At 70.6% G+C, this 26725-nt stretch carries 19 protein-coding genes; 8 read left to right on the forward strand and 11 right to left on the reverse strand.

The window, feature by feature from the left end:
- Positions 1 to 136: 136 nt before the first annotated feature.
- Both ACTIGN_RS01610 and ACTIGN_RS01615 read right to left on the reverse strand, forming a co-directional pair.
- Positions 137 to 2275, reverse strand: coding sequence for an alpha/beta hydrolase family protein (locus tag ACTIGN_RS01610; protein WP_439620710.1), 2139 nt, complete (start codon positions 2273 to 2275; stop codon positions 137 to 139).
- Positions 2276 to 2461: 186 nt separating this feature from the next.
- Positions 2462 to 2770, reverse strand: coding sequence for a hypothetical protein (locus ACTIGN_RS01615; RefSeq protein ID WP_439620712.1), 309 nt, complete (start codon positions 2768 to 2770; stop codon positions 2462 to 2464).
- A gap of 205 nt (positions 2771 to 2975) precedes the next feature.
- Between ACTIGN_RS01615 and ACTIGN_RS01620 the strand changes: the two genes are divergently transcribed.
- The gene (locus tag ACTIGN_RS01620; RefSeq protein ID WP_439620713.1) at positions 2976 to 3302 is read left to right on the forward strand and encodes a rhodanese-like domain-containing protein; all 327 of its coding nucleotides are present in this window, start codon (positions 2976 to 2978) and stop codon (positions 3300 to 3302) included.
- A gap of 2 nt (positions 3303 to 3304) precedes the next feature.
- On the opposite strand, the gene ACTIGN_RS01625 is transcribed toward ACTIGN_RS01620, so the two are convergent.
- Positions 3305 to 5110: a POT-type proton-dependent oligopeptide transporter gene (locus tag ACTIGN_RS01625; protein WP_439620715.1), complete on the reverse strand. Its 1806-nt coding sequence runs from the start codon at positions 5108 to 5110 to the stop codon at positions 3305 to 3307.
- Positions 5111 to 5275: 165 nt separating this feature from the next.
- Here ACTIGN_RS01625 and gmhB point away from each other — a divergent pair, with 165 nt between their 5' ends.
- Positions 5276 to 5875, forward strand: coding sequence for a D-glycero-beta-D-manno-heptose 1,7-bisphosphate 7-phosphatase (gmhB, locus tag ACTIGN_RS01630; RefSeq protein ID WP_439620717.1), 600 nt, complete (start codon positions 5276 to 5278; stop codon positions 5873 to 5875).
- A gap of 119 nt (positions 5876 to 5994) precedes the next feature.
- Here gmhB and ACTIGN_RS01635 read toward each other — a convergent pair whose 3' ends face one another.
- The 6 genes from ACTIGN_RS01635 to ACTIGN_RS01660 all read right to left on the reverse strand — a co-directional run bounded on the left by ACTIGN_RS01635 (position 5995) and on the right by ACTIGN_RS01660 (position 16297).
- Positions 5995 to 8361, reverse strand: coding sequence for an AAA family ATPase (locus ACTIGN_RS01635; RefSeq protein ID WP_439620718.1), 2367 nt, complete (start codon positions 8359 to 8361; stop codon positions 5995 to 5997).
- Positions 8362 to 8407: 46 nt separating this feature from the next.
- Positions 8408 to 11707: an AAA family ATPase gene (locus tag ACTIGN_RS01640; protein WP_439620720.1), complete on the reverse strand. Its 3300-nt coding sequence runs from the start codon at positions 11705 to 11707 to the stop codon at positions 8408 to 8410.
- 227 nt (positions 11708 to 11934) lie between these two features.
- A complete protein-coding gene (locus ACTIGN_RS01645; RefSeq protein WP_439620721.1) occupies positions 11935 to 12378 on the reverse strand; it encodes a hypothetical protein in 444 nt (147 codons plus the stop codon).
- A 184-nt stretch (positions 12379 to 12562) separates the two neighbouring features.
- Positions 12563 to 13786 carry a methionine adenosyltransferase gene (gene metK, locus ACTIGN_RS01650; RefSeq protein WP_439620739.1) on the reverse strand — a complete coding sequence of 408 codons (1224 nt, stop codon included), beginning with the start codon at positions 13784 to 13786 and terminating at the stop codon, positions 12563 to 12565.
- 178 nt (positions 13787 to 13964) lie between these two features.
- Positions 13965 to 14711 (reverse strand): TIGR03000 domain-containing protein, encoded by a 747-nt coding sequence (locus ACTIGN_RS01655; RefSeq protein ID WP_439620723.1) that lies wholly within the window; start codon positions 14709 to 14711, stop codon positions 13965 to 13967.
- Between the two features lie 272 nt (positions 14712 to 14983).
- Positions 14984 to 16297, reverse strand: coding sequence for an ABC transporter permease (locus ACTIGN_RS01660; RefSeq protein WP_439620724.1), 1314 nt, complete (start codon positions 16295 to 16297; stop codon positions 14984 to 14986).
- An 85-nt stretch (positions 16298 to 16382) separates the two neighbouring features.
- Here ACTIGN_RS01660 and ACTIGN_RS01665 point away from each other — a divergent pair, with 85 nt between their 5' ends.
- Complete coding sequence (locus ACTIGN_RS01665; protein ID WP_439620725.1) at positions 16383 to 16595, forward strand: hypothetical protein; 213 nt, start codon at positions 16383 to 16385, stop codon at positions 16593 to 16595.
- A gap of 12 nt (positions 16596 to 16607) precedes the next feature.
- Here ACTIGN_RS01665 and ACTIGN_RS01670 read toward each other — a convergent pair whose 3' ends face one another.
- Positions 16608 to 17465: an ABC transporter ATP-binding protein gene (locus ACTIGN_RS01670; RefSeq protein ID WP_439620727.1), complete on the reverse strand. Its 858-nt coding sequence runs from the start codon at positions 17463 to 17465 to the stop codon at positions 16608 to 16610.
- Between the two features lie 214 nt (positions 17466 to 17679).
- Between ACTIGN_RS01670 and ACTIGN_RS01675 the strand changes: the two genes are divergently transcribed.
- Positions 17680 to 18489, forward strand: a complete 810-nt coding sequence (locus ACTIGN_RS01675; RefSeq protein WP_439620728.1) for an ABC transporter permease — start codon at positions 17680 to 17682, stop codon at positions 18487 to 18489.
- A gap of 96 nt (positions 18490 to 18585) precedes the next feature.
- Here the strand turns inward: ACTIGN_RS01675 and ACTIGN_RS01680 are convergent, their stop codons facing one another.
- A complete protein-coding gene (locus ACTIGN_RS01680; RefSeq protein ID WP_439620730.1) occupies positions 18586 to 19776 on the reverse strand; it encodes an N-acetylglucosamine-6-phosphate deacetylase in 1191 nt (396 codons plus the stop codon).
- A gap of 198 nt (positions 19777 to 19974) precedes the next feature.
- Here ACTIGN_RS01680 and ACTIGN_RS01685 point away from each other — a divergent pair, with 198 nt between their 5' ends.
- The 4 genes from ACTIGN_RS01685 (at position 19975) to ACTIGN_RS01700 (ending at position 26649) form a co-directional block, all read left to right on the forward strand.
- Positions 19975 to 20817: an SDR family NAD(P)-dependent oxidoreductase gene (locus ACTIGN_RS01685; RefSeq protein ID WP_439620732.1), complete on the forward strand. Its 843-nt coding sequence runs from the start codon at positions 19975 to 19977 to the stop codon at positions 20815 to 20817.
- A gap of 153 nt (positions 20818 to 20970) precedes the next feature.
- Positions 20971 to 23649, forward strand: a complete 2679-nt coding sequence (locus ACTIGN_RS01690) for a DUF1559 family PulG-like putative transporter (RefSeq protein ID WP_439620734.1) — start codon at positions 20971 to 20973, stop codon at positions 23647 to 23649.
- A gap of 76 nt (positions 23650 to 23725) precedes the next feature.
- Complete coding sequence (locus ACTIGN_RS01695) at positions 23726 to 24337, forward strand: hypothetical protein (RefSeq protein ID WP_439620736.1); 612 nt, start codon at positions 23726 to 23728, stop codon at positions 24335 to 24337.
- Between the two features lie 236 nt (positions 24338 to 24573).
- Entirely contained in the window at positions 24574 to 26649 is a 2076-nt protein-coding gene (locus tag ACTIGN_RS01700) for a PPC domain-containing protein (protein WP_439620738.1), read from the forward strand.
- Positions 26650 to 26725 lie beyond the last annotated feature (76 nt).

Below are 26725 nucleotides of genomic sequence, written 5' to 3' on the forward strand. Positions count from 1 at the left end.
CGAGCGCCGAGCGAGGGTCAGCGTGAACCCTCGCTCGGCGCTCGGGCTCGGACCAGACCGCGGCCCGCCGTCGACGGTTCCGGATCGACCGGAGCCGGTATCACTCAACCCCCGATCGGCCCTCGCGGCTCCAAAGTCAAGAAATCCTCGCGTTCGCGCCCACGGGTTCGACCTGCTTCAGCCCCTTCGCTTCGAGCACCTTGTAGCAGTCGGGCAGGTCGAACGTGCTGAGCACGTCTGGAACGAACGCCGACAGCGGCCAGTTGTACGTTTCGGTCGTCGCCACGTCGCGGTAGCTCGTCAGCGCGTTCTTCAGCGTCACCCGCTTCACCGCGTCCGAGATGACGGCGGCGAACGTCGCCGGGATCGCGCCCCAGCCCTTCGCGACGAGGTGGATCTCGTTGTGGCCGATGTCGGCGAGCCACGCCAGGACGCGCAGCACGTCGAGCGTCTTCTGCCCCACGTACGGCCGGTCGAGCATGATGCCGTGGATCGCGTAGAAGTAGTCGCTGCCGTAGGGCGTGAGGAACTCTTTGGTGCCCCCGCAGGTGTCCGGCCGCGACTCGCCGACGCCCCGCACGTCCATCGCGTAGAACGTCGCCTTTGGCTCGGCCTTCATCACATCCGCGAGGAGCGGCTCGTCGCGCAGTTCGGCGTCGGCGCTGTGGTGCGAGACGTACAGGATCGCCGGCGCGTCGGTCTTCGGTGGGCGGGCGATGTGCGCCTCGTCCGCGAGCCGGTACACGACCGCGAACACGCCCTTCTCGGTCTCGACAGCGTAACTCGTCGCGTGCGGCTTCGGGTACTTGCGGTTGCCGGCGTTGCGGAGGATGCGGAAGTCGGGAACGCCCTCGATCTGGCGGATGCCAAGGGGAACCGGGACACCGGGGGCTACCGGAAGGTCAAGGTAATGCAGAAGGAGTGCTCGCGGTCCGGCTCTGAGATCTTTCACTGGAAACTGTTCGGCCTTCTTGCGCAACTCGGCGTGCGCTTTCGCATGCGTTTCGGCTCGCTCCTTCGTGAACGAGAACACCGTGCGCGACTTCAGCTCGCTCACCTGGCCCTTCGGGGCGGCCCACAGGTCGGCTTCCTTCTCGATGGTGAGCTTCGGTTCGGTGTTCGCGTCGGAGATACCGGTCGCCTTGTTGAACCACTGGTACATCGCCTCGCGGTTCTCGACGCTGTAGCCGTGGCCCTGCGGGCCGATGTGCAGCTTCACGTTCTCGTCGGCGCCGAGCAACTCGTACAGGTGCTTGAGCCGACGGTACGCTTCCTCTGCGCCGCGGACGTCGAAGAAGTCCCGCTCCTGGGCGAGGATCGCGACCGGCTTCGGGGCCATCGCCGCGAGGAAGTCGGCGTGGTCGAGCCCGAGCGCGAGGCAGTGCGGCGGGCACTGCTCGGTGTCGGCCGGGAGTTCGTTCTCCAGGTTGCGGCGGAACGTGGTGACGAAGCAACTCGGCGCGGCCATCGTCCAGCGTTGGTCGAGCCCGCACAGCCACGTCGTCATCGTGCCGCCGCCGGAGTTGCCGGTGACGCCGACGTGCTTCGGGTCCACCTCCGGGCGGGAGAGCAGGTAGTCGAGGGCGCGGACGCCGTCCCACGCGCGCCAGCTCCCGAAGAACTCGCCGACGAGGAACTGCTGGTTCCCGGCGAGGAGGTGCTCGCCGACGCCGAGCCGCGGGCGGTCCGGCTTCTCGACGTGCGGGTACTGCGACCGCTCCCCCTGGCCGATGGGGTCGAAGATGAGGCACACGTAGCCCAGCCGCGCGAGCCCCTGGGCGAACGACTGGTACGCGGGGGCCGCCTTACCGTCGTCGGAGTGGCCGCAGGAGCCGATGACGCCCGGCCGCGGCCCCTTCGCACCCTTCGGCAGGTACAGGTTCGCCGTCACGAAGAACCGCGGCCGGCTCTCGAAGACGACCTTCTCGACGGTGTAGGCGTCGCGGTCGAGCGTGCCGGTGACTTGTGCGTTGAGCGGGGTCTTCTCGGGGAACGGGCCGAAGCACTTCGCGATCTTCTCGCGGACGCCGCGGACGTACCCCTCGGCGTCGGCCTTCGTCTTGAGCGCGGCCCGGAGGTCGGCCCCCTTCTTCTCGGCGGCCCGGACCTGCTCGACGTAGGATTCCTGCACCACGCGCGGGAAGCGGTTGAGCGGCGCGAGAGCGGCCGGTGCCGGCGGCGCTTGACGGGCGATTGCCGGTGGGGGGAGTTGAAGCGCGAGCGGCGACGCGGCGGCCGCCGCGAGCCACTGGCGGCGCGTTGGTGTGGTCGGCACGTGTGCGGCTCCGGTAACGCGACGGGGGAGGGTGGCCGCCGATTCTAGCGGCACCGCCCGCCACTCGCAAATGGCGGGGTGTGCCTGTGGATTTGGGCGAGCGGGGGACGTAAGTCCCCCGGTAGATTGGCGGTTCTACCGGGGGACTTACGTCCCCCGCTCGCCAAGAGGCCTACCCCGTGGCCGCTACCCCTTGGCTGGCGGCTTCGGGTTGGCCTGCTGCGAGTTGAGGATGCCCGACGGGAACTCGCACTCGCCGTACTCGGCCGCGTGCTTGCCGGCCTCGGTGAGGGCGTAGGTCGCCTCGAACGGGTCCTTCTCGGTGCCGGTGGCGCGCACCAGCAGGCCGAGCCGCACCATGACGGTGAGGAACGAGCCGTCCTTGGTGCCCCGGGTCGGGGACAGCCGCAGGTCGCGGCCGTTCGGGGGCTTGCGGCTCCGCTTGACGGCGCGGAGGACTTGCCACTGGTTGTGGGTCACAGGGAGAACGGGCATGGCAGTGCGTGGGTCGGAGTATCCCCGCAGTCCGGCTCGTGCCATCGGCGGGCGAACGATGGCGGAACTCAATCACGCGACGGTCTAGCTGATTGTAGCACGATACTGGTTTTCTTGTCGCATGAAATTGCGGTGGCATTTTCGGCGGGCGGCCGCCTGCTATCGTGAGAGTGTCTTCGCCAGCGCCCCCCGATAGTAGGCTCGTATGATCCAGCAAATCCACCCGGCCGACGTGAAGGCCCTCCTCGACGCGGGCTCGCCCGTGCTCCTGGTGGACGTGCGGCAGCCCGAGGAGCACGCCTTCTGCGCCCTGCCGGGGAGCCTGCTGGTCCCGCTCGGCGAGCTGCGGGCGCGGGCCGGTGAGATCGAGCCGCCGGGCGACGCCCTGGTGGTGGTGTACTGCCACCACGGGGTGCGGAGCATGAGCGGTGCCGCCCTGCTGAAGCAGGCGGGCGTGGACAACGTGGCCTCGATGGCCGGCGGGATCGACCTCTGGTCGCTGTCGGTCGACCCCGCCGTGCCGCGGTACTGAGGTCACACCGCTTCGGTGTTCGCCTCTCGGGCCGCCTTCTCCTTCTCCTCCGCGGCGGCCTGGGCCATGCCCCGGTTGAACCGGATGCCGACCGGGATGAACACCAGCGTCACGACCGCCATCGCGCCGGCCAGCCCCGCGAAGTAGACCCCCGGGGCCATGTGCGGGTACAGCCGCGTAATCGGCGCGTTGATCAGCAGGTTGGCGAGGAACACGACCGCCAGCCAGCACGCGGTCACGAAGCTCTTCATGCTCTGCGGCGCGGCCACGAACGCGAGTTCGAGCCCCGTTACCGAGATGAGGATCTCGGCGACCGTGATGATGAGGAACGCGAGCACCTGCCACCACACGGTGACCCGCTCGGCCGGCTTCACCCACTCGACCATCTCCAGCGTCGCCTTCGTCTCCTCGGGCTTCACCTTGGCGAGGTCGTCGCCCGACTTCAGGAACGACTCCAGCACGCCGCCGCTCGCGAGGGCCGGCTGGGCCGGGAGACTGGTCGCCGGCAGGTGCCCCTTAGCCACGGGCAGCTCCGACCCGCCCTTCAGACTGACCGTCCCCGCCGCGAACGACAGCTTCTTCTTCTCCTTGTCGTACTCCCAGTCCGACGCCGCGATCTGAACGCCGTCGAACGCCACGACCGAGGTGCCCGACGCGGGCTTCTGAACCTTGTCGAGTTCGACGCTCGGCTTGGCGAGAATCACCGATCCCTCGGGCGTCGTGAGCTTGACCGCGTCCTGCTTCTGACCGGCGAGGAACCCGGCCACGCTCATGATGACCATGCTCACCCCGGTGAGGGCGAACCCGAGCGCCATCTTGTGCGTCGCCTTGACCTTGTACCCATTCTGATCGAGCGTCTTGAACAGCCACACGCTGACCGGCACGAGGAGGACGATGAACACGGGGTTGAACGCCTGGATCGCGTCGGCCGACGTGGGGACGCCGAAGATCGTGGTGTCCATGTACGTGTCGGCGAAGAAGATCCAGGTGCTGGCCGACTGGTCGAAGATGGCCCAGAACGCCATCACCATGAGGAACACGGACCCGATCCGGCCCAGCACCCGCAACTTGAGGGCGCGGTCCGCGGCCTTCTCCTCGGCGGTCACGACCGTGTACTTCACCGGGATGCCGGTCAGCGTCGCCCCGTCGGGGATCGTGTCGCCGGGGGTGCCGACGACCTTCCGCTCGATCGACTCGCGGGCGTAGAACCGCTTGCCGAGCGCGAAGATGACGAGCGCCAGCGCCATGAGGACCGCCGGGAACAGGAACGCGGCCTTGTACCCGTACTCGGTCCGGAGGTACGGCATCCCGAACTGCGACAGCGCGGCCCCGAAGTTGATCGACATGTAGAACCACGAGAACGCGCTCGTGCGGAGCTGGTCCTGCCCCGGCCGCTGCTGGTCGTAGGTCAGGCCCATGAGCGTCGAGATGTTCGGCTTGATGACGCCGGACCCCATCGCGAGCAGGACCAGGCTGAGGAACACGACGTACTTGTCCTCGATGCCGACGAGGAACTGAGCGATCACGTAGGGGATCGAGAACCCCACGATGGTCCAGTACTTCCCGAGGAAGTTGTCGGCGATGTACCCGCCGATGAGCGGGAAGAAGTAGCACGCGGCGATGAACAACGACATGAACGTGCCGGCGTCGGCCTTGTCCACCCCGAGCCGCTCGGTCATGTACAGCGCGAGGATGGCCCGCATCCCGTAGTACGAGCACCGCTCGGCGAACTCGCCCCAGAAGAAGAACCAGAAGCCCGTCGGGTGGCCCGTCGGCACCGGCGGTGCGGTCGTGGCAGCAGTTGACACGTCGTGGACCCTTTCGCGTATTCGGTCGGTGAGTCGGAGAGTGCCCGGAGAAGTGGAGCGATCTTATCATCCGGCGGCGGGCCGGGCAGCAGGATTTCCGCGGCGGGCGCGGCCCGCGCCAGTTCGCCTTGTCTCGCGCGCCGCGGCGTGCGATCATCTCGCGCCATGAACAGCCACACCACCCCCGCCGTGTTCCTCGACCGCGACGGCGTCGTAATCGAGGACGGACACTACCTCGGCTCCCCGGACCGCGTCCGGCTCGTGCCCGGCGCGGCCGAGGCGGTCGCGGCGCTCAACCGCTCCGGGTGGCGCGTCGTGATCGTCTCGAACCAGTCCGGCGTCGCCCGCGGCATGTTCACCGAGCGCGACGTGGACTCGGTCCACGCGCACCTCGCCGACCTGCTGCACGGGTACGGCGCGCGGGTCGACGCGTTCCACTTCTGCCCGCACCACCCCGAGGGTGAGGTGCCCGAGTACCGACTCGCGTGCGAGTGCCGCAAGCCGAGCCCCGGGATGCTCGTGCGGGCGGCCGCGGAGTTGCGGATCGACCTGGCCGCGTCGTGGATGATCGGCGACCGCGTCACCGACCTCGAAGCCGGCGCGGCGGCCGGGTGCCGCACCGTGCTGGTGCGGACCGGGTACGGGTCGCGGGTGAACACCGCCGGCCTCGACCGCGACGCCCTCGCGTTGGAACTGGTCGCCGCCGACCTCGCCGACGCGGTCGCGAAGCTCGGCCTCGCGCGGCAACACAAGCGCGCCGCGTGACGCGACCAAGAGCGAACGAAATGAAGCTCGTGTAGGGCCGGCTGTGCCGGCCGGAGCAGCGCGGATCGCTGCGGTTTCGGCCGGCACAGCCGGCCCCACACCGTGTGTTGCGGCCACTCCTAAACCGCCCGGAACACGCACGCCCCGTCCGCCCAGTCGGCGCGGATCGTGCCGCCGTCCCTCACGAAGAACTCCAGCAGCCACCGGGCGAGCGGGGCGACGACCTCGCGCTCGACGGCCCGCTGGAGCGGCCGCGCGCCGTACCGGGCGTCGAACCCGATCCCCGCGAGCCGGTCCACCAGCGCGTCGGACCACTCCACCCGCACGCCGGTCCGCACCAGCCCGTCGCGGCGCGCGATCGCGTCCAGTTCCCGCCGCGCGATCGCCTTCACCGAAGCGGGAAGGAGCGGTCGGAACGTCACCACGCGGTCCATGCGGTTGAAGAACTCGGGGCGGAAGAACCGCAGCGCCGCGTCCCGGTACTGCGGCGCCGACTGCGGGTTGAACCCGACCGCACGCGCCTGCCCGGCCCCGAGGTTCGACGTCATCACGACGACGGTGCTGCGGAAGTTCGTCACCCGCCCGTACTGGTCGGTGAGCCGGCCCTCGTCGAACACCCCCATGAGCGTGTCGAACACGTCGGCCGCGGCCTTCTCGACCTCGTCGAGCAGCAGCACGCAGAACGGCTGCCGGCGGACCCGCTTCACGAGTTCCCCGGGCTCGCCCTGCGGCGGGCCGAGCAGCCGGTGGACCGCGTCGAACCCGCCGTACTCGCTCATGTCGAGCCGCACCAAACGCTCCGCGGCAATTGCGGAGTGCGGAGTGCGGAGTGCGGAGTGAGAACCCGAAGACCCGGTCTTCGCGTCTTGCTTCAATTCCGCACTCCGCGTTCCGCACTCCGCGTTCGACTCCGAGTGCCCGAAGAAGAACTGCGCCAGCGCCTGGGCCATGTGCGTCTTGCCGACGCCCGTGGGGCCGCAGAACAGCAGCACGGCCGGCGGGCGGTTCGGGTCGTTGAGGCCGGCCTTCACGGTCATCACCACGTCGGTCGCCGCCTCGCACGCCTCGGGCTGGTCGATCACCCGTTCCGTGAACCACGCGAGCACCTCGGCCCGCTTCAGCGTGATCTCGTCGCGGAGGAACAGTTCGGGGAGCCCGGTGCGGCGGCGGAACCGGTCCACGACGGCGTCGGGGGTCACCGGCTTCTTGCCGTCGCGGGCGTGCAGGTCCACGATCTCGCGGGCGAACGCCGACGCGGGCCCGGGGAACGGCGCGTACGGCATGAACCGCCGGAACAGTCGCACGATCCGCTCGCCGGTGCCGCGCTCGACCTCGACCCCCGGCCCCGCGGCCGACGTTTCGAGCTGCTTGTCGATGACCGCGAGCGCGGTGCCGCGGTCGAACGGCCGCACCGGCACGATCTGGAACAGGTCCGGCAGGCCCGGCATGAGCCGGCGGCACGCGTCCAGTTCGGCCGCTGTCGCCTCGGCGATCATGCGGAGTTCGCCGCGAGCGAGGTACGGCACCAGGAACATCGCGATGCTATCGGCCGGGCCGGTGCCGCCGCGCTGCACCAGGCCCAGTAGCCGCTCGGCGCACAGCACGCCCTTGAGTTCGCCCAGCGCCGCGATGACCCCCTCGACGCGCTCCTCCCACTGCCCGAGGTACTTCATCCCGGCGACGAGCCGCCCGGCCGACGTGAGCCAGAACCGCCGTTGCTTCGGCCCCGGCACCGCCCGGCCGACCTCCTCGTCGATCAGCTTCTCGGCCTCCTTCACCGCGTCGACCATGAGCGTCGTCTTGCCGACACCGGGCTCGCCGACGAGCAACACGTTCGCCTGCTCGCGGTGCAGCTTCTGCACGAGTGCCGCGACTTCGAGTTCGCGGCCCCACGCACGGGCGTACCCCTTCCGCACGGCCCGGTCGCCCACGGCCTCGGCCACCTGCGCGAGCGCCCGCGGCGGCTTCGCGTGGACCTCGGGAACGGAAAACTCCCGCGGGATCGACACGACCACGTCCGCGAGTTCGACCCCGGCCGGCGGGAGGTACGCGCCGAGTTCCTGCGGGGTGAGCCCTTCGAGCTTCTGCAACACGTACCGCTCGACCAGCATCGGCAGGTGCGTGCGGTTGGGGTAGTCGAACCGGATGCCGAGCAGCGGCAGGTCGGCGGTCGGCTGGCCGCTCCCGCGGGTGCCGACGACCACGGGAACGCGCACCTCGACCGCGGACTCGGCCGGGAACACGCGGTCCGTACCCTTGTACTCGGGGCGCACGCTCACCGCGAACCACCGCAACTCGGGGTCGAGGAAGTCCGGCCCCTTCGTGGTGCCGAGCTTGCGGTGGAGCCAGCGGAGGTAGTCGCGGAGGTCGGCGGTCGCGTCGCGCGCCGACGGGCCGAACCCGACCGTCCCGTCGTCGACGGCCACGGCCGAGTGGCCCCCGGCGAGGTCGCGGCAGATCAGCACGGGGTAGCGGGCGGTCGGCATGTTTGAAACGCGGAGTGCGGAGTTCGGAATTCGGAATGAAAGGCGGTCACGTCGCCCGCGGCAGGGCGGCGAGCGTGAACGTGCGGAACGTCTCGGCGAAGTCCGGCCGGCCCGGCAGCGGCGACACGAGCCCGGTCCGCACGTCGGCGACCGGCTGCCCCTCGGGGTACACGCGGAGGATCGGCCCGAACGCGAACGGGTCCGCGACCCGCGGCGGCAGCGAATCGACCACGTCCACCCGCACCGGCACCGGCCCGCCGTGCTTCGGCAGGAACAGGTGCGTGCCGGCCTCGGTGAGCGCCAGCGAGCGGGCGTGAACGCCCCTGACCTGAATGATCCACTGCGGTGGGTCCGGCATCGGATTCGAGATTGCTGTCAACTCGACACCCAGTTCCGCGTCCCAGGAGTTGGCGTAGTACCCGGCGAGGTGTTGCACCACGCGCGAGCGTTGCCCTTCCGGGAAGCCGCGGACCCACAGGTACACGGGGCGGTCGTCCGCGGGTGCGGTCGCCATCAGCCGCAGCAGCGCGAGCCGGTTCTCCACCTCGAACAGATCGGCGTCGTCGGGCAGAGGTTCGGCCGCGTCGAACAGCTCCCGTAGTGCTTCCTCCATACTCGTTGCCGAAAGTAGTGATCGGAGAGGTTGTTCTCCTGTTTCGCCCCATCGAGCCGAGGTCGCCTCCTTAATCTTCATCGAGCGGTAGCGGCCCTTCCGGCCCACCCCCTCCGGCTGGCGAGCTTCGAGGCGGGCGAGCTTCGCGTCGGCGAGGCGGTCCTCGTAGGCGTTGAGCGTCTCGCCGATGGCGTCGGCCCCCTCCTTCAGCGCGAAGTACCGCTCGTGCTCGGGCGACACCTTCCCGGCGACTACCGCCCCCGCCGGCCGCAGCGTAGCGAGGACGCCGTCGATCTGCTCCAGCGCGGCCCACGCGGCGGCGAGGCGGTCCGCGGCCGGCAGCGCGGCGCGGTCTTCGAGCGGCACCTTCTCGGCCCAACCCGGCGCCTGCACGCTCACTGATAGCGCGTTGTCACTGGCCTGAACGGTGACGATGGTGAACTCGCCCGGCGGCAGCTCCGCGAGCCGGCCGGCCGCGGGCTGGGCCAGCTCGCGCTCGACGGCGCGCTTCATGGCGCGCGCCCCGAGCGCCGGGTCGTACCCCGCGTCGATGACCCGCTCCAGCGCGTCGGCCGACACGTTCAGCACGCACTTCCGCTGCCCGAACCCCTCGCGGGCCAGCACGTCGTTGACCAGCTTGCGGGCGATCGCGGCGAGTTCGACGCGGGTGAGCTTTTTAAATGGGATGACGCGGTCGAGGCGGTTGAAGAACTCGGGGCGGAAGAACTTCTCCGCGGCCCCGGTGTACGCGAACGAGCGGTCGGCCTCGGGGTTAAACCCGAGCCCGCCCTCGGCCTCGCGGACGCCGAGGTTCGAAGTCATGACGATGATCGCGTTCGAGAAGTCGGCCGTGCGGCCGAGCGCGTCCGTGAGCCGGCCCTCGCCCAGCACGGAGAGGAGCAGGTCGAACACCTCCGGGTGCGCCTTCTCGATCTCGTCGAGCAGTACCACGGCGAACGGCTGCCGGCGGATCGCGCTCGTGAGCAGCCCCTCCGGTTGCTGGAACGTGCCGACGAGCCGCGCCGCCGCACCGTACTGGTTGAACTCGTTCAGGTCGAACCGCAAGAGCCTGTCGGCCTCGCCGAACAGGGTGCGGGCGATGGCCTTTGCGCACTCGGTCTTGCCCACGCCCGTCGGCCCGAGGAACAGGAACGCCGCGAGCGGCCGGTCGGGGTCGTTCAGCCGGGCTTTGGCAACGCTCACCACGTCGGCGAGCGCCTCGACCGCTTCCGACTGGCCGACCACCTGCTCGCGGACCGTGTCGCGCACGTCGTCGCGGTCGAGCCGCTGCTTCGGGTCGAGGAACGCCAGCGACAGCCCGCTACGCGCGGCGAAGTCGGCGAGGACGTCGTCGCGTGCGATTTGCGGGCGGCCCGCGAGGGGGTTGAGGTCGGACGCACGCCCCCCCGCCGGGACGTGGGGGCTTGGGTCGGCAGTCGCCCGGATCGCGAGGCGCGTGAGGATCGCGGCGGCCTTGCCGGGGAACGCGGCCGTGCGGTCGTAGCGGCGCTGCACGTCGATCACCGTGGGCAGCACGTCGAGCCCGAAGTCGCACCCGTGCTTCCCTTCGAGGCGGCGCTGTTGATCGACCAGGATGCGCAGGGTGTCGGCGTCGCCCGGCTCGCGGACGGGGATCAGGTGGAACAGGTCGGCGAACCCGCGGTCGCGCTCCTGGAGCACCCGCAGACCGTCGGTCGAGACCTCGCCCAGCACCCGCACGTCGCGGCGCTCCAGGTACGGCTTCAGCACGGTCGCGGCGTTGAGCGTCGAGTTGGCCGAGACGCCGGCGAGGAACAGACCGACCAGGTCGTCGAAGTAGAGGACGTGGTCGCGCTTCTTCGCGTGCTTGAGGATCGCGAGCAGCCGCCCCTCCCACTGGCCGACGTAGGACATGCCCGAGACGAGCCGCTGCGGCGACACGAGCCACACGTTCCCCTGCTGAACGTGGACCCGCTTGCGGTGCGCGACCCGGTGGAACACCGCCTCGTGGACCAGGGCGGTCTTGCCGGCCATCCGCGGGCCGCACAGCAGTACGGGCCGGCGGTCGCCGAGTTCCAGGAGCCGCGACAGTTCGGCGACCTCGCGGTCGCGGAGCACGGCGCGTTCGAGTTCGTCCGGGTACAGCCAGTCGAGGCACCGGCCGACGCGGCGGAGTTCGGCCGCGCCGTCGCCGGTGTCGCCGCCGCCGAGGAACAGGAACTTCGCGGCCGGCGGCTTCGGGGCCACGGCCGGCACCCCGGCCGAGAGGTCCAGCACCTGCACCCACGCCTTGCCGGCGAGGTTCGTCGCCTCGGGCCGCACCTCCTCCTCGTCGTCGGCCTCGCGCTCGACCGTTCGCCAGTGCTCGGTGAACACCGCCGCGGCGCGCGCCTCGAGCGGCTCCCCGCGGGTGACCTCGAACCACAGGTCGGGCAGCGAGGGCGCGAACGCGAGCCGCCGGCCCATGTGGTCGAACGCGACCAGCAGGTACTTCACCCGGGCGACGCGGCGGCGCAGCTCGACGTCGAGCGCGACGCGGTGGGTGGTGACGCGGGGGGAGAACGCCCACTCGGCCACCGGTTCGTGCCGGTCCTTGCGGGCGGCCTGCTCAATGGTGGTGACGAGCCTGCGGGTGAGCTTGGTGAGGAGCCGGTTGAGGTTGGTGTCCCGCTCCTCGGGGCCGGCGGCGAACAGCGGCCGCGCCGCGTACCCCTGCGGGTGCTGGTACACGTAGACGGGGATGCGGAAGTTCATCGCGGCGCTCGGGTCGTCACGCCCTCACGGAACGGGGCGTGACGAGGACACGCGGGGGCGGGCCGGAGTTCGGCCCCGGCGCGCGAATCGAGGAGCGATGCGGCACACCGATACGTATTCCGCGGTTGGCTCGCGCCGGGTTGGTTTGGTGGGGCAGACATTCTTGTCTGCCTCCAACCGCCTCACGCGGCGGACAAGAATGCCTGCCCCACCAAAGAGGAACCCCGTCACTTCGCGCGGTACTCGATCCGGTACTCGGTGATGTCGTGGTACGTCGTGGTCTGGTTGGTCGTCTGCCGCGTCTCGCCCACCGGCACCGCGAGCCCGGCGAACGTCGATTCCTTCGACTTGCCGCCCTTCTTGTCCGTCTTCTCCGAGGAGTCCTTGCCGCCGAACACGAGGGCCGGGGCCTCCTGGGTGTCGGTCTGGACGTTCGTGTGCGCCGTCTGGCCGGTCACGACCTCCTGCTCGGAGACGATCTCGTACCCGTTCGGGCACCGCTGCCGGATCAGCTCCTCGGCCTTGGTCCGGTAGTACCCCGGCCACGAGTTCGAGTTCGCCGGGATCGCGACGACGCCCCCGGTCTGGTCCGACCGCACCACCCGCGGCCCCGCACACCCCGACAGAAGACCGACGGCCGCGACGCACGCGGCCACACAGTGCCAGCGCATGGCTCACCCCCGTTCCGAACCGTTACCGTTCCCCCGGGCGGGCACATAGTCACGACGGTCGGACGTGTCAACGGGAGTGAGCGGTCGGGGTGCGCCTGCGGTTGGGGGCGAACCCTGAGCGCCAGCGAGGGGGTAAGGCGCACCCCCTCGCTGGCGCTCAGGGTTCGCCAGTGCCCCCACTGGATCACACCCCGGCGGCCTTCTTGAGCGCGTCGGCCTTGTCGGTCACCTCCCAGGTGAACCCGTCGCCCTTGCGGCCGAAGTGGCCGTGGCGGGCGGTCTCGCGGTACACCGGCCGGCGCAGGTTCAGCGACTCGATGATCCCCTTCGGGGTCAGCTTGAAGTGCTCGCGGATCAGCGAGACCAGCTTCGCCTCGGGCACCTTCGCGGTGCCGTTGGTGTTCACCCACACGTTCAGCGGGTCCGGGTAGCCGATGGCGTAGCTCAGTTGCACCTCGCACTCGCGGGCCAGCCCGGCGGCGACGATGTTCTTGGCGATGTACCGGCACACGTAGGCGGCGCTGCGGTCCACCTTGGTCGGGTCCTTGCCGCTGAACGCCCCGCCCCCGTGCCGGCCGCGGCCGCCGTAGGTGTCCACGATGATCTTGCGGCCGGTGAGCCCGCAGTCGCCGTGCGGCCCGCCGGTGAGGAAGCACCCGGTCGGGTTGATGTGGCACGCGACGTCGTTCTCGCCGAGCTTCGGGGCCGCGTCGCCCGGCCGGATCATCACCAGCTTGCCGCGGATCAGGTCCTCGCGCTCCCGCTTCAGCACGGGGAGGACGAGCTGGTCGATGATCGCCTGGCGGGCGTCGTCGGTGAAGTAGTCGCCCTTGGCGCCGGTGCTCATCACCTCGCGGGTGTGCTGGGTGCTGAGGACGACGGTGTGGATGCGGTGCGGGGTGCCGTCGGCGTTGTACTCGACCGTGACCTGGCTCTTGGCGTCGGGCCGGAGCCACCCGAGCTTGCCGGACTTCCGCAGGTCGGCGTGGTGCTCGACGAGCCGGTGCGACAGGTGGATCGGCAGCGGCATCAGGGACTCGGTCTCGGTGCAGGCGAACCCGAACATCATCCCCTGGTCGCCGGCCCCGCCGGTGTCCACGCCCTGGCTGATGTGCGGGCTCTGCGCGTGGACGCGGCAGTCGACCTGGCAGGCGTCGGCGGTGAACCCGATCTCCTCGGCCTCCTCGCGGTCCTTGGCGGTGTACCCGATCTCGCGGATCACGTCGCGGACCAGCTTGTCCACGGCCTGCCGGGTGAGGGCGGCCTTGGTGGTGATCTCGCCGGCGACGACGGCCAGGTCGGTCGTGACCAGCGTCTCGCAGGCGACCCGGCTCATCGGGTCGGCCGCGAGGCAGAAGTCGAGGACCGCGTCGGAGACCTGGTCGGCCACCTTGTCCGGGTGGCCCATCGACACGGATTCACTGGTGAACAGGTAGCGGTCTGCGGACACGGCTCGTCTCCTGAGCGGGTGGCGGGACTCGGTCGCGGGTGTCCTTTATACGCCGGGCCGGACCGGGGGCCACCGGCCCGGACGTGCAACGAGCCCACCCGTTTTGACGGGTGGGCTCGCGGCGGACCGTGTCACCTTACTTCCCGGCGACCGCGTCGGCCTTGCCCCCGGCGGCCGCGAACAGCTTCGGGAACGACTCGACCAGGCTCGACCCGGCCTCGACGATCAGCCGCTTCTGCTCGACGACGACCTCGCCGCCGACCGCCAGCTCGGCCTTCACGTCGTAGAAGAACTTCCCGGCGGCCAGCGGCGGCGTCACGAACGACCGCTCGGTGCCGACCAGCGTGGTGAGCCGGCCGTCCACGTACAGCTTGGCGTCGGCCGGGAGCTGGAACTTGATGTTCGCGCCGGTCTTGCCGTCCTTGGTGTCCTTCTTCTCGACCGGGGCCGGGATCGGCGTCGGGTCCGCGGGTTGCGGGTTCGGGTTGGTCACGTTCCCGTAGACCGCGCCGGGGGTGTACATCGGGGCGTAGTACGCGCCGCCCCACGTCGCACCGGAGCACCCGCCGCAGGAGTAGCCGGTGCAGGAGCCGAGGCACGACCACCCGGAACACGAGTACGCGTACCCGGAGCACCCGCCGCAGCCGGTGCAGGAGTGGCGGTGGCCGAACAGCCCGCCGCCGCCGAAGAAGCAGTGGCGCTGCCCGCCGTAGCACGACCCGTAGCAGCCCGAGCAGCCCGCGGACCACCCCGAACAGCTCCCCATGCACGACCACCCGGAGCAGGCGGACCCGTAGCACCCGACGACCGCGGGACCGGCCGGCACCACCCCGTGCGGGTGGAAGCCGGGGCTCATGGCTGCGAGAAGAACGACGCTGTACATGGTGCGGGGAACCTCCGTGGTGCGGAACTGACGCCAGCAGCGGGCGACTCCAGCGATGGTAGGTTGGGTAGGAAATACCGTCAAAGTCAAATTGCGTAATCTGAAGCGATTGAGGTGGATGGGTTGCCGCTACGACCGGACCAGTTGAGTGCGGAGTGCGGAGTGCGGAACGCGGAATCAACACGGCAGAGCTGAACAGGCGGGGCACCCTCAAACCTCCGTCTGCGACTGCCTTGATTCCGCACTCCGCGTTCCGCACTCCGCGCTCGAACTCATTGCCACCCCCGCCGCCGGAACAGGCGGACGGCGACCGTGAGCCACCCGGCGCCCAGGACCGCCGCGCCCAGGAGGTTCCACCAGTTCGTCTTGGTGAGTTCCGTGCTGTTGACCGCCGAGGTGATCGCGGCGTGGAGGATGCGTGGGCCGAAGTACTCCACCGTGAAGTAGGGCAGGATCGGGACGTTGTTGAGCGAGCAGATCGTCAGCAGCATCGAGACGGCCATCAGGTAGCACATGCCGCCGAGGAACGCGGCGCGCTGGGTGCGGGCCAGCGTGGAAATCGTCATGCCGATGCCCAGGAACCCGGCCGCCACCGAGACGAGCGACAGCCAGAAGAACGGCTGCGCCAGGATCGCCGGCTGGTAGATCGCGGCGATGGTCGCGGCGAGCCCGATTCCCGCGGTCGGGTAGAACAGCGCCTTCGCCGCAACGATTTCGAGCGGCGACGCGGGCGACAGCGCCTGAGCGAGCAGCACCCCCCGCTCCCGCTCCTCGCAGTTCAGCGTCGGCAGCAGGTACACGCAGGTGAAGTACAGCGCGAACACGACGAGGCCGGTGACGATCGCCGCGTGAAAGGTGAGCACCTCGCCGCCCAGCCCCTCGCGCTTCACTTCCAGGGCGGGCACCGCGAGCCTCACGCCCGTGGTCGCGGCGGCGACGGGCGCGCCGGCCGCGGCCGCGGTCGCCTCGAACACCCCGCTCGCCGAGTTGGTCGCGGCGGCCTCGGCCACCTGGTCTTGGAACCGGTGGTGCGCCTCGGTCAGGAGCCACTGGTTCTCGGCGTCGAACGCCGGCTCCGGCGGCACCGGGACCCCCCGCAGTTGCGCCCGGCGCACGTTCCACCGCCGGAACTCCTTCCACAACCACGCCTCGTAGGGGGCCAGTGCAGTCGGGTTCCCTTCCGGGTGCCAGATGGCGACGTGAACGGTGTAGTTGGGCGAGACCCCGTCCCGCAGTTCGCGGACCTGGAGCCCGCCGGTCCCGACCGGGTAGACGATGACGCCGTTCACGGTCGGCGCCCGCGAGAGCGGCTGGAAGTGGACCTGCTGCTTCAACTCGGGCGGGACGTTCTCCATCAGGTGCGTGACGAAGACCGTGTGCGTGTCGTAGTTGACGATGCAGTGGTTCACGCCGCCGACGAGCCCGGCCGCGCCCCCGCCGCCGCCCTTGGCCGCCCCGCGGGGCGTCGAGACGGACAGCAGCACCGCGGCGGCGACGAGGAGCACGCCCAGTGCGATGCCGCCGCGGTTCGCGACGTGGCGCTGCCACTCCTTGGCGAGCAGCGCGCGGATGATGTGAGCGTGCATAAGTCCGGCGGGGCAGGGGGTGCGGTCGGGCACACAAGTTGCGGGCACACCCGGTGGGGGCGCACAACTTCACGGAGACGCCATCATGCCAGCCAACAGCAAGCGGTCCTGGAAACTCGAACGGGCCAGCGTGTCGGTCCCGGGCCAGTCGCGGCCCCGGTCGAACAAGTACTCCGGGGGCGACGCCGGCAAGCGCCCGGCCCCGGGGACCCGCGAGCGGGTGTGGGTCGGCGGGTACACCCGGACCGACGGCACCGAGGTCAAGGGGTACTACCGCGCGACCGCGGGCAACGGGTAGCGCCGCCCCCCGTCAATCGAACGCCAGCCCCGTGAGCTTCAGAAACGTCGCGTGGAAGTCGAACTCGCGGGTCCGCATCGTGGCGACCTGCCCGGTCGCCACCAGCTCCGAGAGCCCCTTCAGGCCGGTCTCGCTGTCCAGGTCGTACACGACGCGCTCGCCGTCCTTGCGGGTCACGTCCACCTTGCGCTCGGTGTGCGCCTGCTTGAGGGCGAGCGGCGAGTCGAGCGCCACCAGCTTCCCGCGGCACACGATCCCGACGCGGTCGCAGATCTGCTCGACCTCCTCCATGTTGTGCGTCGTCAGCACCACGGTCGCGCCGTGCTTGACGCGGTCGCGGAGGATGCGGTGGACGACCTCGGCCGAGTGGACGTCGAGGTTCGCGGTCGGCTCGTCGAGGTACATCACCTGCGGCTCGTGGAGCAGGGCCCGGGCCAGGAGCAGCTTCTTCCGCATCCCGAGCGAGTACCCGCGGACGGGGAGGTTCGCGGCCTCGTCGAGTTCGACCATCTTGAGGACGGTGAGGTACCGGTCGCGGGGGACGTTGTAGAGCCGGGCGAAGAACTCCAGGTTCCGCCGGCCGGTGAACTCCTCGAAGTGGTTCTCGCGGTCCGGGACGTACCCGAACAGCGGCTTCACCTTGGCCCAGTCGCGGGCCACGTCGAACCCGCCGACGGTGACCACCCCGGCCGACGGGGCGCGCTGGCCGATCAGCACGCGGATGGTGGTGGACTTCCCGGCCCCGTTCGGGCCGAGCAGGCCGAACAGTTCGCCGCGGCGGATGTCGAGGTCCAGGCCGTCCACGGCGGCGAACGCGCCGTACAGGACGCGGAGCCCGCGGAGGGCGATCATCGGGTCGGGGTTCGTCACGCGGGCTCCGCGGGCGCGCCTGGGGTTGGGTCCGGTCCGCACCGGACTATACGATACAGTAGTTCCGAGTTTCGAGTTGAGCGTTTCAAGTTTGCGGGGGCGGCGCCGCCCGGTCGTTCCGCCCACCAGAAGCTTTAACCTCGAAACTCCTGTCGAGTCAGGCACCCGGGACCCGGGGCCGAGAATTTTCGCCGCCCGCGGCCGAAGGAACCCGATGCCGTCCCCGCTCCGCCTGTTCGTCGACGCCGCGGTGGCCCGCACCTACCCCCGCGTCGCGTGGCTGTTCCGCAGCCGGTCGTGGATGCTCCAGGAGACGCTGCTGCCGGTGCTGTCCGTCGCCGCGTTCGCCTACGCCTACCGGGCGATGAACGCGCCCCCGGAGTACACCGGGTTCGTCATCCTCGGGGCGGCCATGACGACGTTCTGGATGAACGTCCTCTGGGGCATGGGGGCGCAACTGTACTGGGAGCGGGACTCGGGGAACCTCGAACTCTACGTGATGTCGCCGGCCCCGATGATGGGCGTGCTCACCGGCATGGCCCTCGGCGGGATGCTGACGACGTTCGTCCGGGCCTCGGCCATCACCACCACGGGCGTGCTCGTGTTCGACGTGCCGCTGAACCCGACGAGCTGGCCCGCGTTCGTCGGCGTGTTCGTGCTGACCCTGGCGGCGCTGTACGGCCTGGGGATGATGTTCGCCTCGATCTTCCTGCTGTGGGGCCGCGAGGCGTGGCACGTCGTCAACCTGTTGCAAGAGCCCGTGTACCTGCTCAGCGGGACCAACTTTCCGGTGTCGATCTTCCCGAAGGGGCTCGCGGTCGTGGCCAGCGTGATCCCGCTGACCGCCGGCATGGACGCGATGCGGCAGATCCTGTTCCGGCGGCCGGGGATGTTCGACGTCGGGACCGAGGTGGCGATCCTGGCGGGCCTGGCGGCCGTGTTCCTGTGCGCCGCCCGCTTCTGTCTGAGGCGCATGGAGCGCCGCGCGAAGGAAGACGGGAAGTTAACGGTGCGGTGGCAGTAGCGCATGTCGGGTCCGAGCCCGGGCGCCGAGCGGGGGTAAGCGTGAACCCTCGCTCGGCGCTCGGGCTCGGACCCGACACACCCGTCAATCGGACCGCTACACCACCTGCTTGCCGCCGACGTACACCCGCTGCACCTTCAACTCGGCGTCCAGCACCACGAGGTCGGCGCGCTTCCCGACCTCCAGGCTGCCGAGTTCGCCGTCGAGCCCGATGATGCGGGCCGGGGTCAGGCTCGCCATCCGCACCGCCTCCGGGAGCGGCACGCCGGCGGTGCGGTGCATCGTGCGGACCGCGTGGTCCATCCCCGTTACGCCCGACGCCAGCGCGGTTCCCTCGACGGTCACCCCGACGCCGTCGAGCTTGCGGACCCGCTCGCCGGTCCCCTCCGCACCGAACCAGTACTCGCCGTCGGGCAGGTCCACGGCCCGCATCGCGTCGGTCACCAGCGCGAGCCGGTCCGGTCCCTTCACCTTGTACGCGAGCCGCAGCAACTCGGGGCTCAGGTGCCGGCCGTCGGCGATCACCTCGGTGGTGAGTTCGTCGAAGTAGAGCGTCGCCTCCATGAGCCCGGCCCGCATCGGGTACGCCTGCGCCGGCCGGAGCCTCGCGCGGTCGGACATCGCACAAAAGAGGTGATCGACGTGCCGCACCCCGGCCCGCACGGCCGCTTCGACCTGCGGGAACGTCGCGAAGCTGTGCCCGGCGTTGAACCGCACCCCGCGGGCCGAGTACGTCCGCACCAGCCACTCGGCGTTCTCCAGTTCCGGGGCGACGGTGATAACGAGCGGCATCGTCGCGGCGAGTTTGGTGAATTGCTCGGCGTTCTCCGGGTCCGGCGTGAGGAAGTCCCGGTCCGGGTGGCACCCGCGGGCCGGCCGCGCGAAGTACGGGCCGTAGAAGTGCGAGCCGACGATCCGCGCCCCGCCCGGCACGTCGCCGCGGAGCTCCCCGCACAGCTCCAGGAACCGGAGGTACTGCTCCGTGCTTGCGACGGTGCTGGTCGGGGTCAGGCTCGTGGTGCCGTGGCGGGCGTGGCACCGGCACACGGTGCGGAACGCCTCAACCGTGCCGTCCATGAAGTCGGCCCCGTCGCCGCCGTGGACGTGCAGGTCGACGAACCCCGGGCACAGGTACGCGCCCCGGAGGTCGACGACGCCGCCCGGCGCGTGCCGCGGCTGCTGGTGCCCGGCGTAGGTGATCCGCCCGTGGTACGCTTCGAGGTACGCGCCGGGCACGAGCCGGTCCGGGAGCACGAGCGTCGCGTTCGCGAAAATCGTTACAGGCATCGCAGTCCCCCGGGAGAACGGGGCCGCATCGTACCACACCCCGTCGCGGTCCGGCCACCGGGTTGGTAAAACACAATGAGACCAGGGGACGGAACCTCGGAAGGGCAGAGACCGGGAGGGCCAACACGGCGACTCCGGTCCCGCCGCGTTTGCCCTCCGGGGTTCTGTCCTCTGGTCTTCTCCTCTGGGGGGCGGGTCATGGCGCGGCGGAAACTGGCCGGGTTGCGGGTGCTCGTCACCGGGGCGTCGCAGGGGATCGGCCGCGCCCTCGTCGCCGAGGCGGCGAAGCGGGGGGCGAAGGTGCTCGCCGCGGCGCGGTCGGCGGAACTCCTGGGCTACCTCGCGACCGAGGTGCGGGGGGCCGGCGGCACGATCGAAACGGTCGTGGCCGACGTCACCAGCCCCGAGGGCCGGCAGGCGATGGTCGACGCGGCCACCCGGCACTTCGGCGGGCTCGACGTGCTCGTCAACAACGCCGGGATCGGGGCCACCGGGCACTTCATGGACTCCGACCCCGGGGTGCTCCGCCAGATCTTCGAGACGAACTTCTTCGGCCTGACCGAGACGACCCGCGTGTTCCTGCCGCTGCTGAAGCAGGGTACCACGCCGGCCATCGTGAACATCTCCTCGGTGGTCGGCAAGCGGGCGCTGCCGGCCCGGTCGCTGTACTCGTCGAGCAAGTTTGCCGTGGCCGGGTTCAGCGAGGCGATCCGGGCCGAACTCGCGAAGGACGGGATCGACGTGCTCGTCGTCAGCCCCGGCCTGACGCAGACGAACTTCTCGCAGAACATGCTCGAGCAGAAGGCGAAGCTGCAGCTCGACCACCTCCGCGGGATGACGAGCGAGCAGGTGGCGGCCGCGACGCTGCGGGCGCTGGAGAGGGGCACCGTGGACGTGACGCTCACGCTCCAGGGGAAGCTGCTGGTGCTGGTGAACCGGTTCTTCCCGTGGTTCGTGGACTGGAAGGCGAAGAAGACCGTGCGGGGGCTGTTCGCCGACGAGATCGCCGCGCGCGAGGCGGCCCGCGCCGCCGCGGAGTGACCCGGCCGGGGCCGGCCCGGCCGTTCCTTCAATTCCCTTTGCACCGCTCGATTGCGGCCCGCTAAGATGAACCGCGTAGCCGCCCGGCCGGGACCGGGGCGGTGCGCCGTCACTGCGATCATCGTTCCCGCGTCGCCGCTCACCGGAGGCTTCATGGCCAGCATCAAGGTTCCGTGCCCGAGCTGCGAGAACCAGGTCGCGGTCCCCGAGAAGGCCATCGGCACCAAGGTCGAGTGCCCGAAGTGCAAGTACCGGTTCAAGGCCGAGGAGCCCGCCGGCGGCGCGGCCAAGGACGCGAAGGACGGCAAGGACGCGAAGGCCGACAAGGACGCGAAGGCCGACAAGAAGAAGAAGGCGGCCGCGGCCCCGGCCGACGCGGCCAAGAAGAAGAAAAAGAAGCTCGCGGTGATCGTCGGGGTCCTGGCGGTCCTGGTGCTGGCCGCGGTCGGGTTCGCCGTCCTGAGCGGCGGCGGCGACAGCAAGAAGCCGACCCGGCCGCCCTTCGTCCCGCCCCCGAGCGCCAACAAGGGCGGCGGTACCGGCGGCGACAAGGAGGACCCGGAGCCGAAGCCCAAGGACAAGGACCCCGGCGAGGTCAAGAAGGCCCCCGTGGCCGCGATCAGCGACAAGGACCCCTCGAACCTGCTGCCGAACGACACGCGGGCCGTCTACCGGTTCGACCTCGACCGGGTCAAGCTCACCCCGCTGTCGCCGTTCTTCGACCCGAACAACCTCAAGATGTTCGCCGGCTCGTTCGGCGTGGACGCCGACCAGGTCGCGTCGTACCACCACGCCTTCGTCGGCGACGCCCGCGAGCCGTTCGGCGTCATCAACCTGAAGATGCCGGTGTTCGAGCGGGACGTGGTCGCGGGGATCGCCCCGACGGTCGGGGCCAAGCCGGTCAAGAAGAAGTGGACCCTGTACGCGTTCAAGTCGAACCCGTTCGCCAACGCGGTCTCGAACTCGTTCCACTTCGCGTCGCTGCTCGGGGGGCTGTTCGACAAGCTCCCGGCCGGGCCGGTGAAGCCGGCGACCGGGCCGCGGCCGTTCGGCCTGTGCGTGTACGACTCGCAGAACATCCTGGTCGGCGACCACGCGGCCCTGGAGAGCTTTCTGACGGCGCTCGACGCGAAGGGGCTCCCCAAGTTCCTCAGCTCCGTCGGAGCCCCCGCGGCCGGGCAGGTCCAGGCCGAGAACCCGCTGTACCTGTCGCTCGACCCGCGGCTCAAGCGGACCCTCAAGGACGTGGGGGCCGAGGCCGGGTCGCCGCCGATGGTCATCTACGCCGAGAAGTCGGTGCAGGGGATGTACGACCCCAAGGGGCTCAAGACCGACTACCAGCCCGTTACCGCGGTCCTCGACCCGATCCTGACCCGCACCGAGTACCTCGCCGCGACCGTGTCGGCGTTCACCCCGACCGGGATCACGGCCACGCTCCGCCTCACGCTGGTCTCCGACGGCGCGGCGTTCGAGGTGATCCGCGACCAGCTCGTGCCGATGCTCCAGCCGGCGGCCGACTTCGCGGCGTTCTTCCTGAACAGCCCGGTCGAGGCCCGGAACCTCACCACCGTGGGCACGATGACCCCCGGCACCGGCCCGGGCGGGATCGGTCCCAGGCCGAACCCGACCACGGAGGACGGTGAGGGCCCGGTGCCGGGCCCCGGCCGACCGGGGACCGGCCCCGGCGGGACCGTTCCGAAGCAGCCGGCGGGCGCGACCAACTCGTTCATCTCGGTGGCCCAGACCGACCGGTACGTCACCGTCACCGCGGACCTGGCCTGGCCGACCGAGACGTTCCGCCAGAAGATCGAGCCGCGGCTCCAGGGGGTCATCAACACGATCAAGGGGAAGATGGCGGTCTACGCCTCGGACCTGTCGTACCACGGGCTGATCGCGGCGATCCCGAAGCTGGCGGTGCCGCCGGGCCAGTTCCCCCGCGGCACCGCCGACCGGAAGCTCACGGACGCCTCGCGGCTGGGCCTGAAGTACCAGCCGGCCACGCGGGTGAGCCTGTTCGCGGACCTGCTCCCGTACCTGGGCCGGGACCGGGAGCAGCTCTCCCGGCTCATCAACCGCGACGCCGCGTGGTACGACTACGACCCGAAGGCCAACGTGCTGAACCTCGACGCGGCCGAGGCGTGGGTGCCCGAGTTGCTCGTCCCGTCGTACCCGCAGTCGGCGTGGCGCGCGACCTCGCCGTACGTCGCCGAGGGGCGCGTCCTGGGCGGCACCAACTACGTCGCGGTCGCCGGCGTCGGCCTCGACATCGCCCGGCAGGACCCGACGGTCCCCGAGTTCGCCAAGAAGGTCGGCATCACCGGCTACAACTGGGGCTCGAAGCCGGACGACGTGAGGGACGGCCTCTCGAACACGATCTACCTGCTCCAGACGCCGCCCGGCGGCCCGCCGCAGCCGTGGATCGCCGGGGGCGGCGCGACCGTCCGCGGGCTCGACCCGGCGAACCCGATGCGCGGCCTCGCGCACACCTCCGGCACCCCGGACGGCAAGCCCGGCACGTTCGTACTGATGGGCGACGGCTCGGTGCGGTTCGTCGGGGCCGGGGTGAGCCCGAAGGTGCTCGCCGCGATGGCGACCCGGGCCGGCGACGACGGCGCGGACCTCGGGAACCTCGACGCCGCGGCCCCCCGGGTGGACCTCCCCAAGCGCGACGCCGAGCTGAAGACCGACCCGAAGACCGAGCCGGAGCCGAAGAAGGCCCCGGCCGACCCGAATGGCGCGGCCAAGTCGGACGCGGAACCGAAGAAGGGGCCGGACCCGAAGAAGGGCGCCGCCGGGGCGGACCCCGCCCCCGCGCCGGCCGAGAAGAAGTGACCCCGCGGCGCGGCCGCGTATACTACCGCGGTTCCCGGACCGCAACCAACAGAACAGGGGCTTACGGATGTTGCGTGTGACACGTCTCCTCGTCGGCGCGGCGGCGGTGCTGCTCGGCGGCTCGCTCCTCGCGCAGCCGCCCAAGGACGCGGCCCCGAACGCCGGCGGGTACTTCCCGCTCAAGCAGAAGACGAAGTGGACGTACAAGGTCCAGGACCAGACCATCGAGGTCGTGGTCACCGGGACCGAGAAGGCCGGGGCCGACGAGTACACCAAGGTCGACACCCTGGTGAACGGCAAGGTCGTCGCGTCGGAACTGTACTCGGTCCGCGGCGACGGCGTGTACCGGGTCAAGGTGAAGGACGACAAGGTGGACCCGCCGGTCAAGATCCTCCAGATCCCGGCCAAGAAGGGCGACGCCTGGGACATCAAGAGCAAGGTCGGCACCCAGGACGTGAGCGGCACGTTCAAGGTGAAGGAGGACAAGGAGAAGATCAAGGTGCTCGACAAGGACGCGGAGGCGATCCTGGTCGAGGGGGCCGACCTGAACGTCGCCGGCACCAAGACCACGGTCCGCATGTGGTTCGTCAAGGACATGGGGATCGTGAAGCTCTCGTACAAGATCCAGGAGGCCGAGTCGGTCCTGGACCTCACGAAGTTCGAAGTGCCCCCGGGCGGCACGAACTGATCTCGCGACCACCGGGTCACACGCGGGCCGCCCCATTGAGGGGCGGCCCGTTTCGCGTACTGGGTGCGGCAGTGTGCGGGCGAACCCTGAGCGCCAGCGAGGGGGTGCGCCTCACCCCTCGCTGGCGCTCAGGGTTCGCCGGGCACCTGGGCTTCCCGCCCGCCGCCCGGTGGCACCCCGCGGCGGCGTGTGGTAGTCTGGCGGTCCCGCCCCACCGCTCTCCAGGAGCCGCCCCGATGCGCCCGTCGATCGTGCTCCTCTGCGTCGCCCTCCTCCCGGCCGCCGCACTCGGGCAGACGTCGTTCCCGATGGTCACGCACACGTCGCCGGTCGCGGTGCAGCGCGGCACCACGAGCGAGGTCGCCGTCGCGTGCCAGACGAGTTCGCTCCACGGGGCGTACAAGGTGCTGTTCGAGGGGGCCGGGCTGACCGCCGCGCCGCTGCCGCCGAAGGACGCGCCCAAGACCGACCCGAAGGCCCCGGTGCCGGTCGTTCCGGTGGTCACCCTGAGGGTCGACGTCGCGGCCGACGCGCGGCTCGGGGCCCACGAGTTCCGCATCGCGACGGCCCACGGCGTCTCGTCGCTCGGGCAGCTCCTCGTCGTCGACCTCCCCGTCGTGAGGGAACTCCCGGGGATCGGCGTGCCCGAGAAGGCGCAGCCGGTGCCGGTGCCGTGCGTCGTGTGCGGGCGGGTCGAGGCGGCCGAGAGCGTCGACTACTACGCGTTCACCGCAACGGCCGGGCAGACGCTCACGTTCGAAGTCGCGTGCGCCCGCATCCAGGACAAGATCCACGACCTCCAGAAGCACGCCGACCCGCTCGTCGCCGTGTACGACGCGACCGGGAAGGAACTCGCCGCGGCCGACGACGGGTTCTTCGCCGACCCGGTACTCACGTTCGCAGTTCCCAAGGACGGCGCCTACCGCGTCGCCGTGCGGGACGCCAAGTACGACGGCGACCCGCGGTGGGCCTACGCGATGACCGTCACCGACGGGCCGCACGCCTCGCAGGCGTTCCCGATCGGGGTCGGGCTCAACCGGACCGCGAAGGCGACGCCCGTCGGCAGCGCGGCGAAGCTCGGCACCGGGTGGACGATCACGGCTCCCGCAGTCCCCGGCATTTCGACCGTTGCACTGAAGGCCGGCGACCTGAGCACGAACCCGGTGCCGGTGGTCGCGACCCCGCTGCCGCTGTTCGAGGAGGCCGAGCCGAACGACACCCCGAAGGCCGCGACGCGGGTCGCTCTGCCGTGCGGAATCAACGCCCGCATCGGCACGAAGCGCGACCTCGACCACTTCGTGTTCGCCGCGGTGAAGGGCCGGCCGGTGCGCGTCGAGGTGTTCGCCCGGCGGTTCGGCACCGTGCTGCGGAGCCAGCTCGACAGCGCCGTCGACGTGATGACGCCCGACGGAAAGGTGCTCGCGTCGAACGACGACCTCAACGGGAAGGACGCGGGGCTCGTGTTCACGCCGGCCGTGGACGGCGACCACGTCGTCCGCGTCCGCGACCTGAACAACAAGGGCGGCGACGGCTTCGTGTACTACCTGGAGCTCGACGCCGCCCGGCCCGACTTCGCGATCAAGTGCGACCCGTCGAAGGCGATGATCGGGGCCGGCTCCCGGACCGCGTGGTTCGCCCAGGTGACCCGGACCAACGGGTTCGCCGGGCCGGTCAAGGTGGACGTGAAGGGGCTCCCCGCCGGCGTGACGGTGAGCCCGCTCACGATCCCCGCGAACATGACGCAGGGGCTCATCGTGGTCTCGGCCGCCGCCGACGCGGAGCGGGACGCGGTGGCGGTGACGGTGACCGGCACGGCCGAGGTCCCCGAGCCGGGCGGCGCGCCGCGGACGGTGACCCACCACGCGATCGCGGTGGAGGAGATCTACCTCCCGGGCGGCGGCCGCGGCCGGTTCGACGCCGGGATGCAGGCGGTCGCGGTCACGACGTCGTCCGACATCGCCGCGGTGAAGGTGGGCACGACCCGCATCGTGCTGAAGCCGGGCGAGGAGGTGAAGATCGACGTCGAGGTGCTCCGCGGCCCGGGGTACGACAAGGCGGTGACGCTCGACGTGCCGCTGCGGCACCTCGGGAGCGTGTTCGGCAACCCGCTGCCTCCCGGCGTGACGCTGGTGGACGGCAAGAGCAAGACGCTCCTCGGCACCGGCAGCGCCGGCCACGTCGTACTGAAGGCCGCCCCGGACGCGGCCGAGTGCGAGGACGTGCCGGTGTGCGTGCAGGCGTTCGTGGCGATCAACTTCGTGGTGAAGATCGGGTACGCGAGCGAGGTGATCTGGGTGAGCGTGAAGAAGTGACCCGCTAAAGCTCTGTCAAGGCTCCGTCAAGATCCGCAAGAAGTGGTTGGCGGGCCGCCACGGAGGGCGGCCCCTA

It is taken from the genome of Gemmata sp. (assembly GCF_051859125.1).
Classification (GTDB): domain Bacteria; phylum Planctomycetota; class Planctomycetia; order Gemmatales; family Gemmataceae; genus Gemmata.

Excerpts from the sequence above, each read along its gene's own strand:
- ACTIGN_RS01615 (WP_439620712.1), bottom strand. The coding sequence starts at position 2,770 with ATGCCCGTTCTCCCTGTGACCCACAACCAGTGGCAAGTCCTCCGCGCC.
- ACTIGN_RS01620 (WP_439620713.1), top strand. The coding sequence starts at position 2,976 with ATGATCCAGCAAATCCACCCGGCCGACGTGAAGGCCCTCCTCGACGCG.
- gmhB (WP_439620717.1), top strand. The coding sequence starts at position 5,276 with ATGAACAGCCACACCACCCCCGCCGTGTTCCTCGACCGCGACGGCGTC.
- ACTIGN_RS01635 (WP_439620718.1), bottom strand. The coding sequence starts at position 8,361 with ATGCCGACCGCCCGCTACCCCGTGCTGATCTGCCGCGACCTCGCCGGG.
- ACTIGN_RS01640 (WP_439620720.1), bottom strand. The coding sequence starts at position 11,707 with ATGAACTTCCGCATCCCCGTCTACGTGTACCAGCACCCGCAGGGGTAC.
- ACTIGN_RS01645 (WP_439620721.1), bottom strand. The coding sequence starts at position 12,378 with ATGCGCTGGCACTGTGTGGCCGCGTGCGTCGCGGCCGTCGGTCTTCTG.
- metK (WP_439620739.1), bottom strand. The coding sequence starts at position 13,786 with ATGGGCCACCCGGACAAGGTGGCCGACCAGGTCTCCGACGCGGTCCTC.
- ACTIGN_RS01655 (WP_439620723.1), bottom strand. The coding sequence starts at position 14,711 with ATGTACAGCGTCGTTCTTCTCGCAGCCATGAGCCCCGGCTTCCACCCG.
- ACTIGN_RS01660 (WP_439620724.1), bottom strand. The coding sequence starts at position 16,297 with ATGCACGCTCACATCATCCGCGCGCTGCTCGCCAAGGAGTGGCAGCGC.
- ACTIGN_RS01665 (WP_439620725.1), top strand. The coding sequence starts at position 16,383 with ATGCCAGCCAACAGCAAGCGGTCCTGGAAACTCGAACGGGCCAGCGTG.
- ACTIGN_RS01675 (WP_439620728.1), top strand. The coding sequence starts at position 17,680 with ATGCCGTCCCCGCTCCGCCTGTTCGTCGACGCCGCGGTGGCCCGCACC.
- ACTIGN_RS01680 (WP_439620730.1), bottom strand. The coding sequence starts at position 19,776 with ATGCCTGTAACGATTTTCGCGAACGCGACGCTCGTGCTCCCGGACCGG.
- ACTIGN_RS01685 (WP_439620732.1), top strand. The coding sequence starts at position 19,975 with ATGGCGCGGCGGAAACTGGCCGGGTTGCGGGTGCTCGTCACCGGGGCG.
- ACTIGN_RS01690 (WP_439620734.1), top strand. The coding sequence starts at position 20,971 with ATGGCCAGCATCAAGGTTCCGTGCCCGAGCTGCGAGAACCAGGTCGCG.
- ACTIGN_RS01700 (WP_439620738.1), top strand. The coding sequence starts at position 24,574 with ATGCGCCCGTCGATCGTGCTCCTCTGCGTCGCCCTCCTCCCGGCCGCC.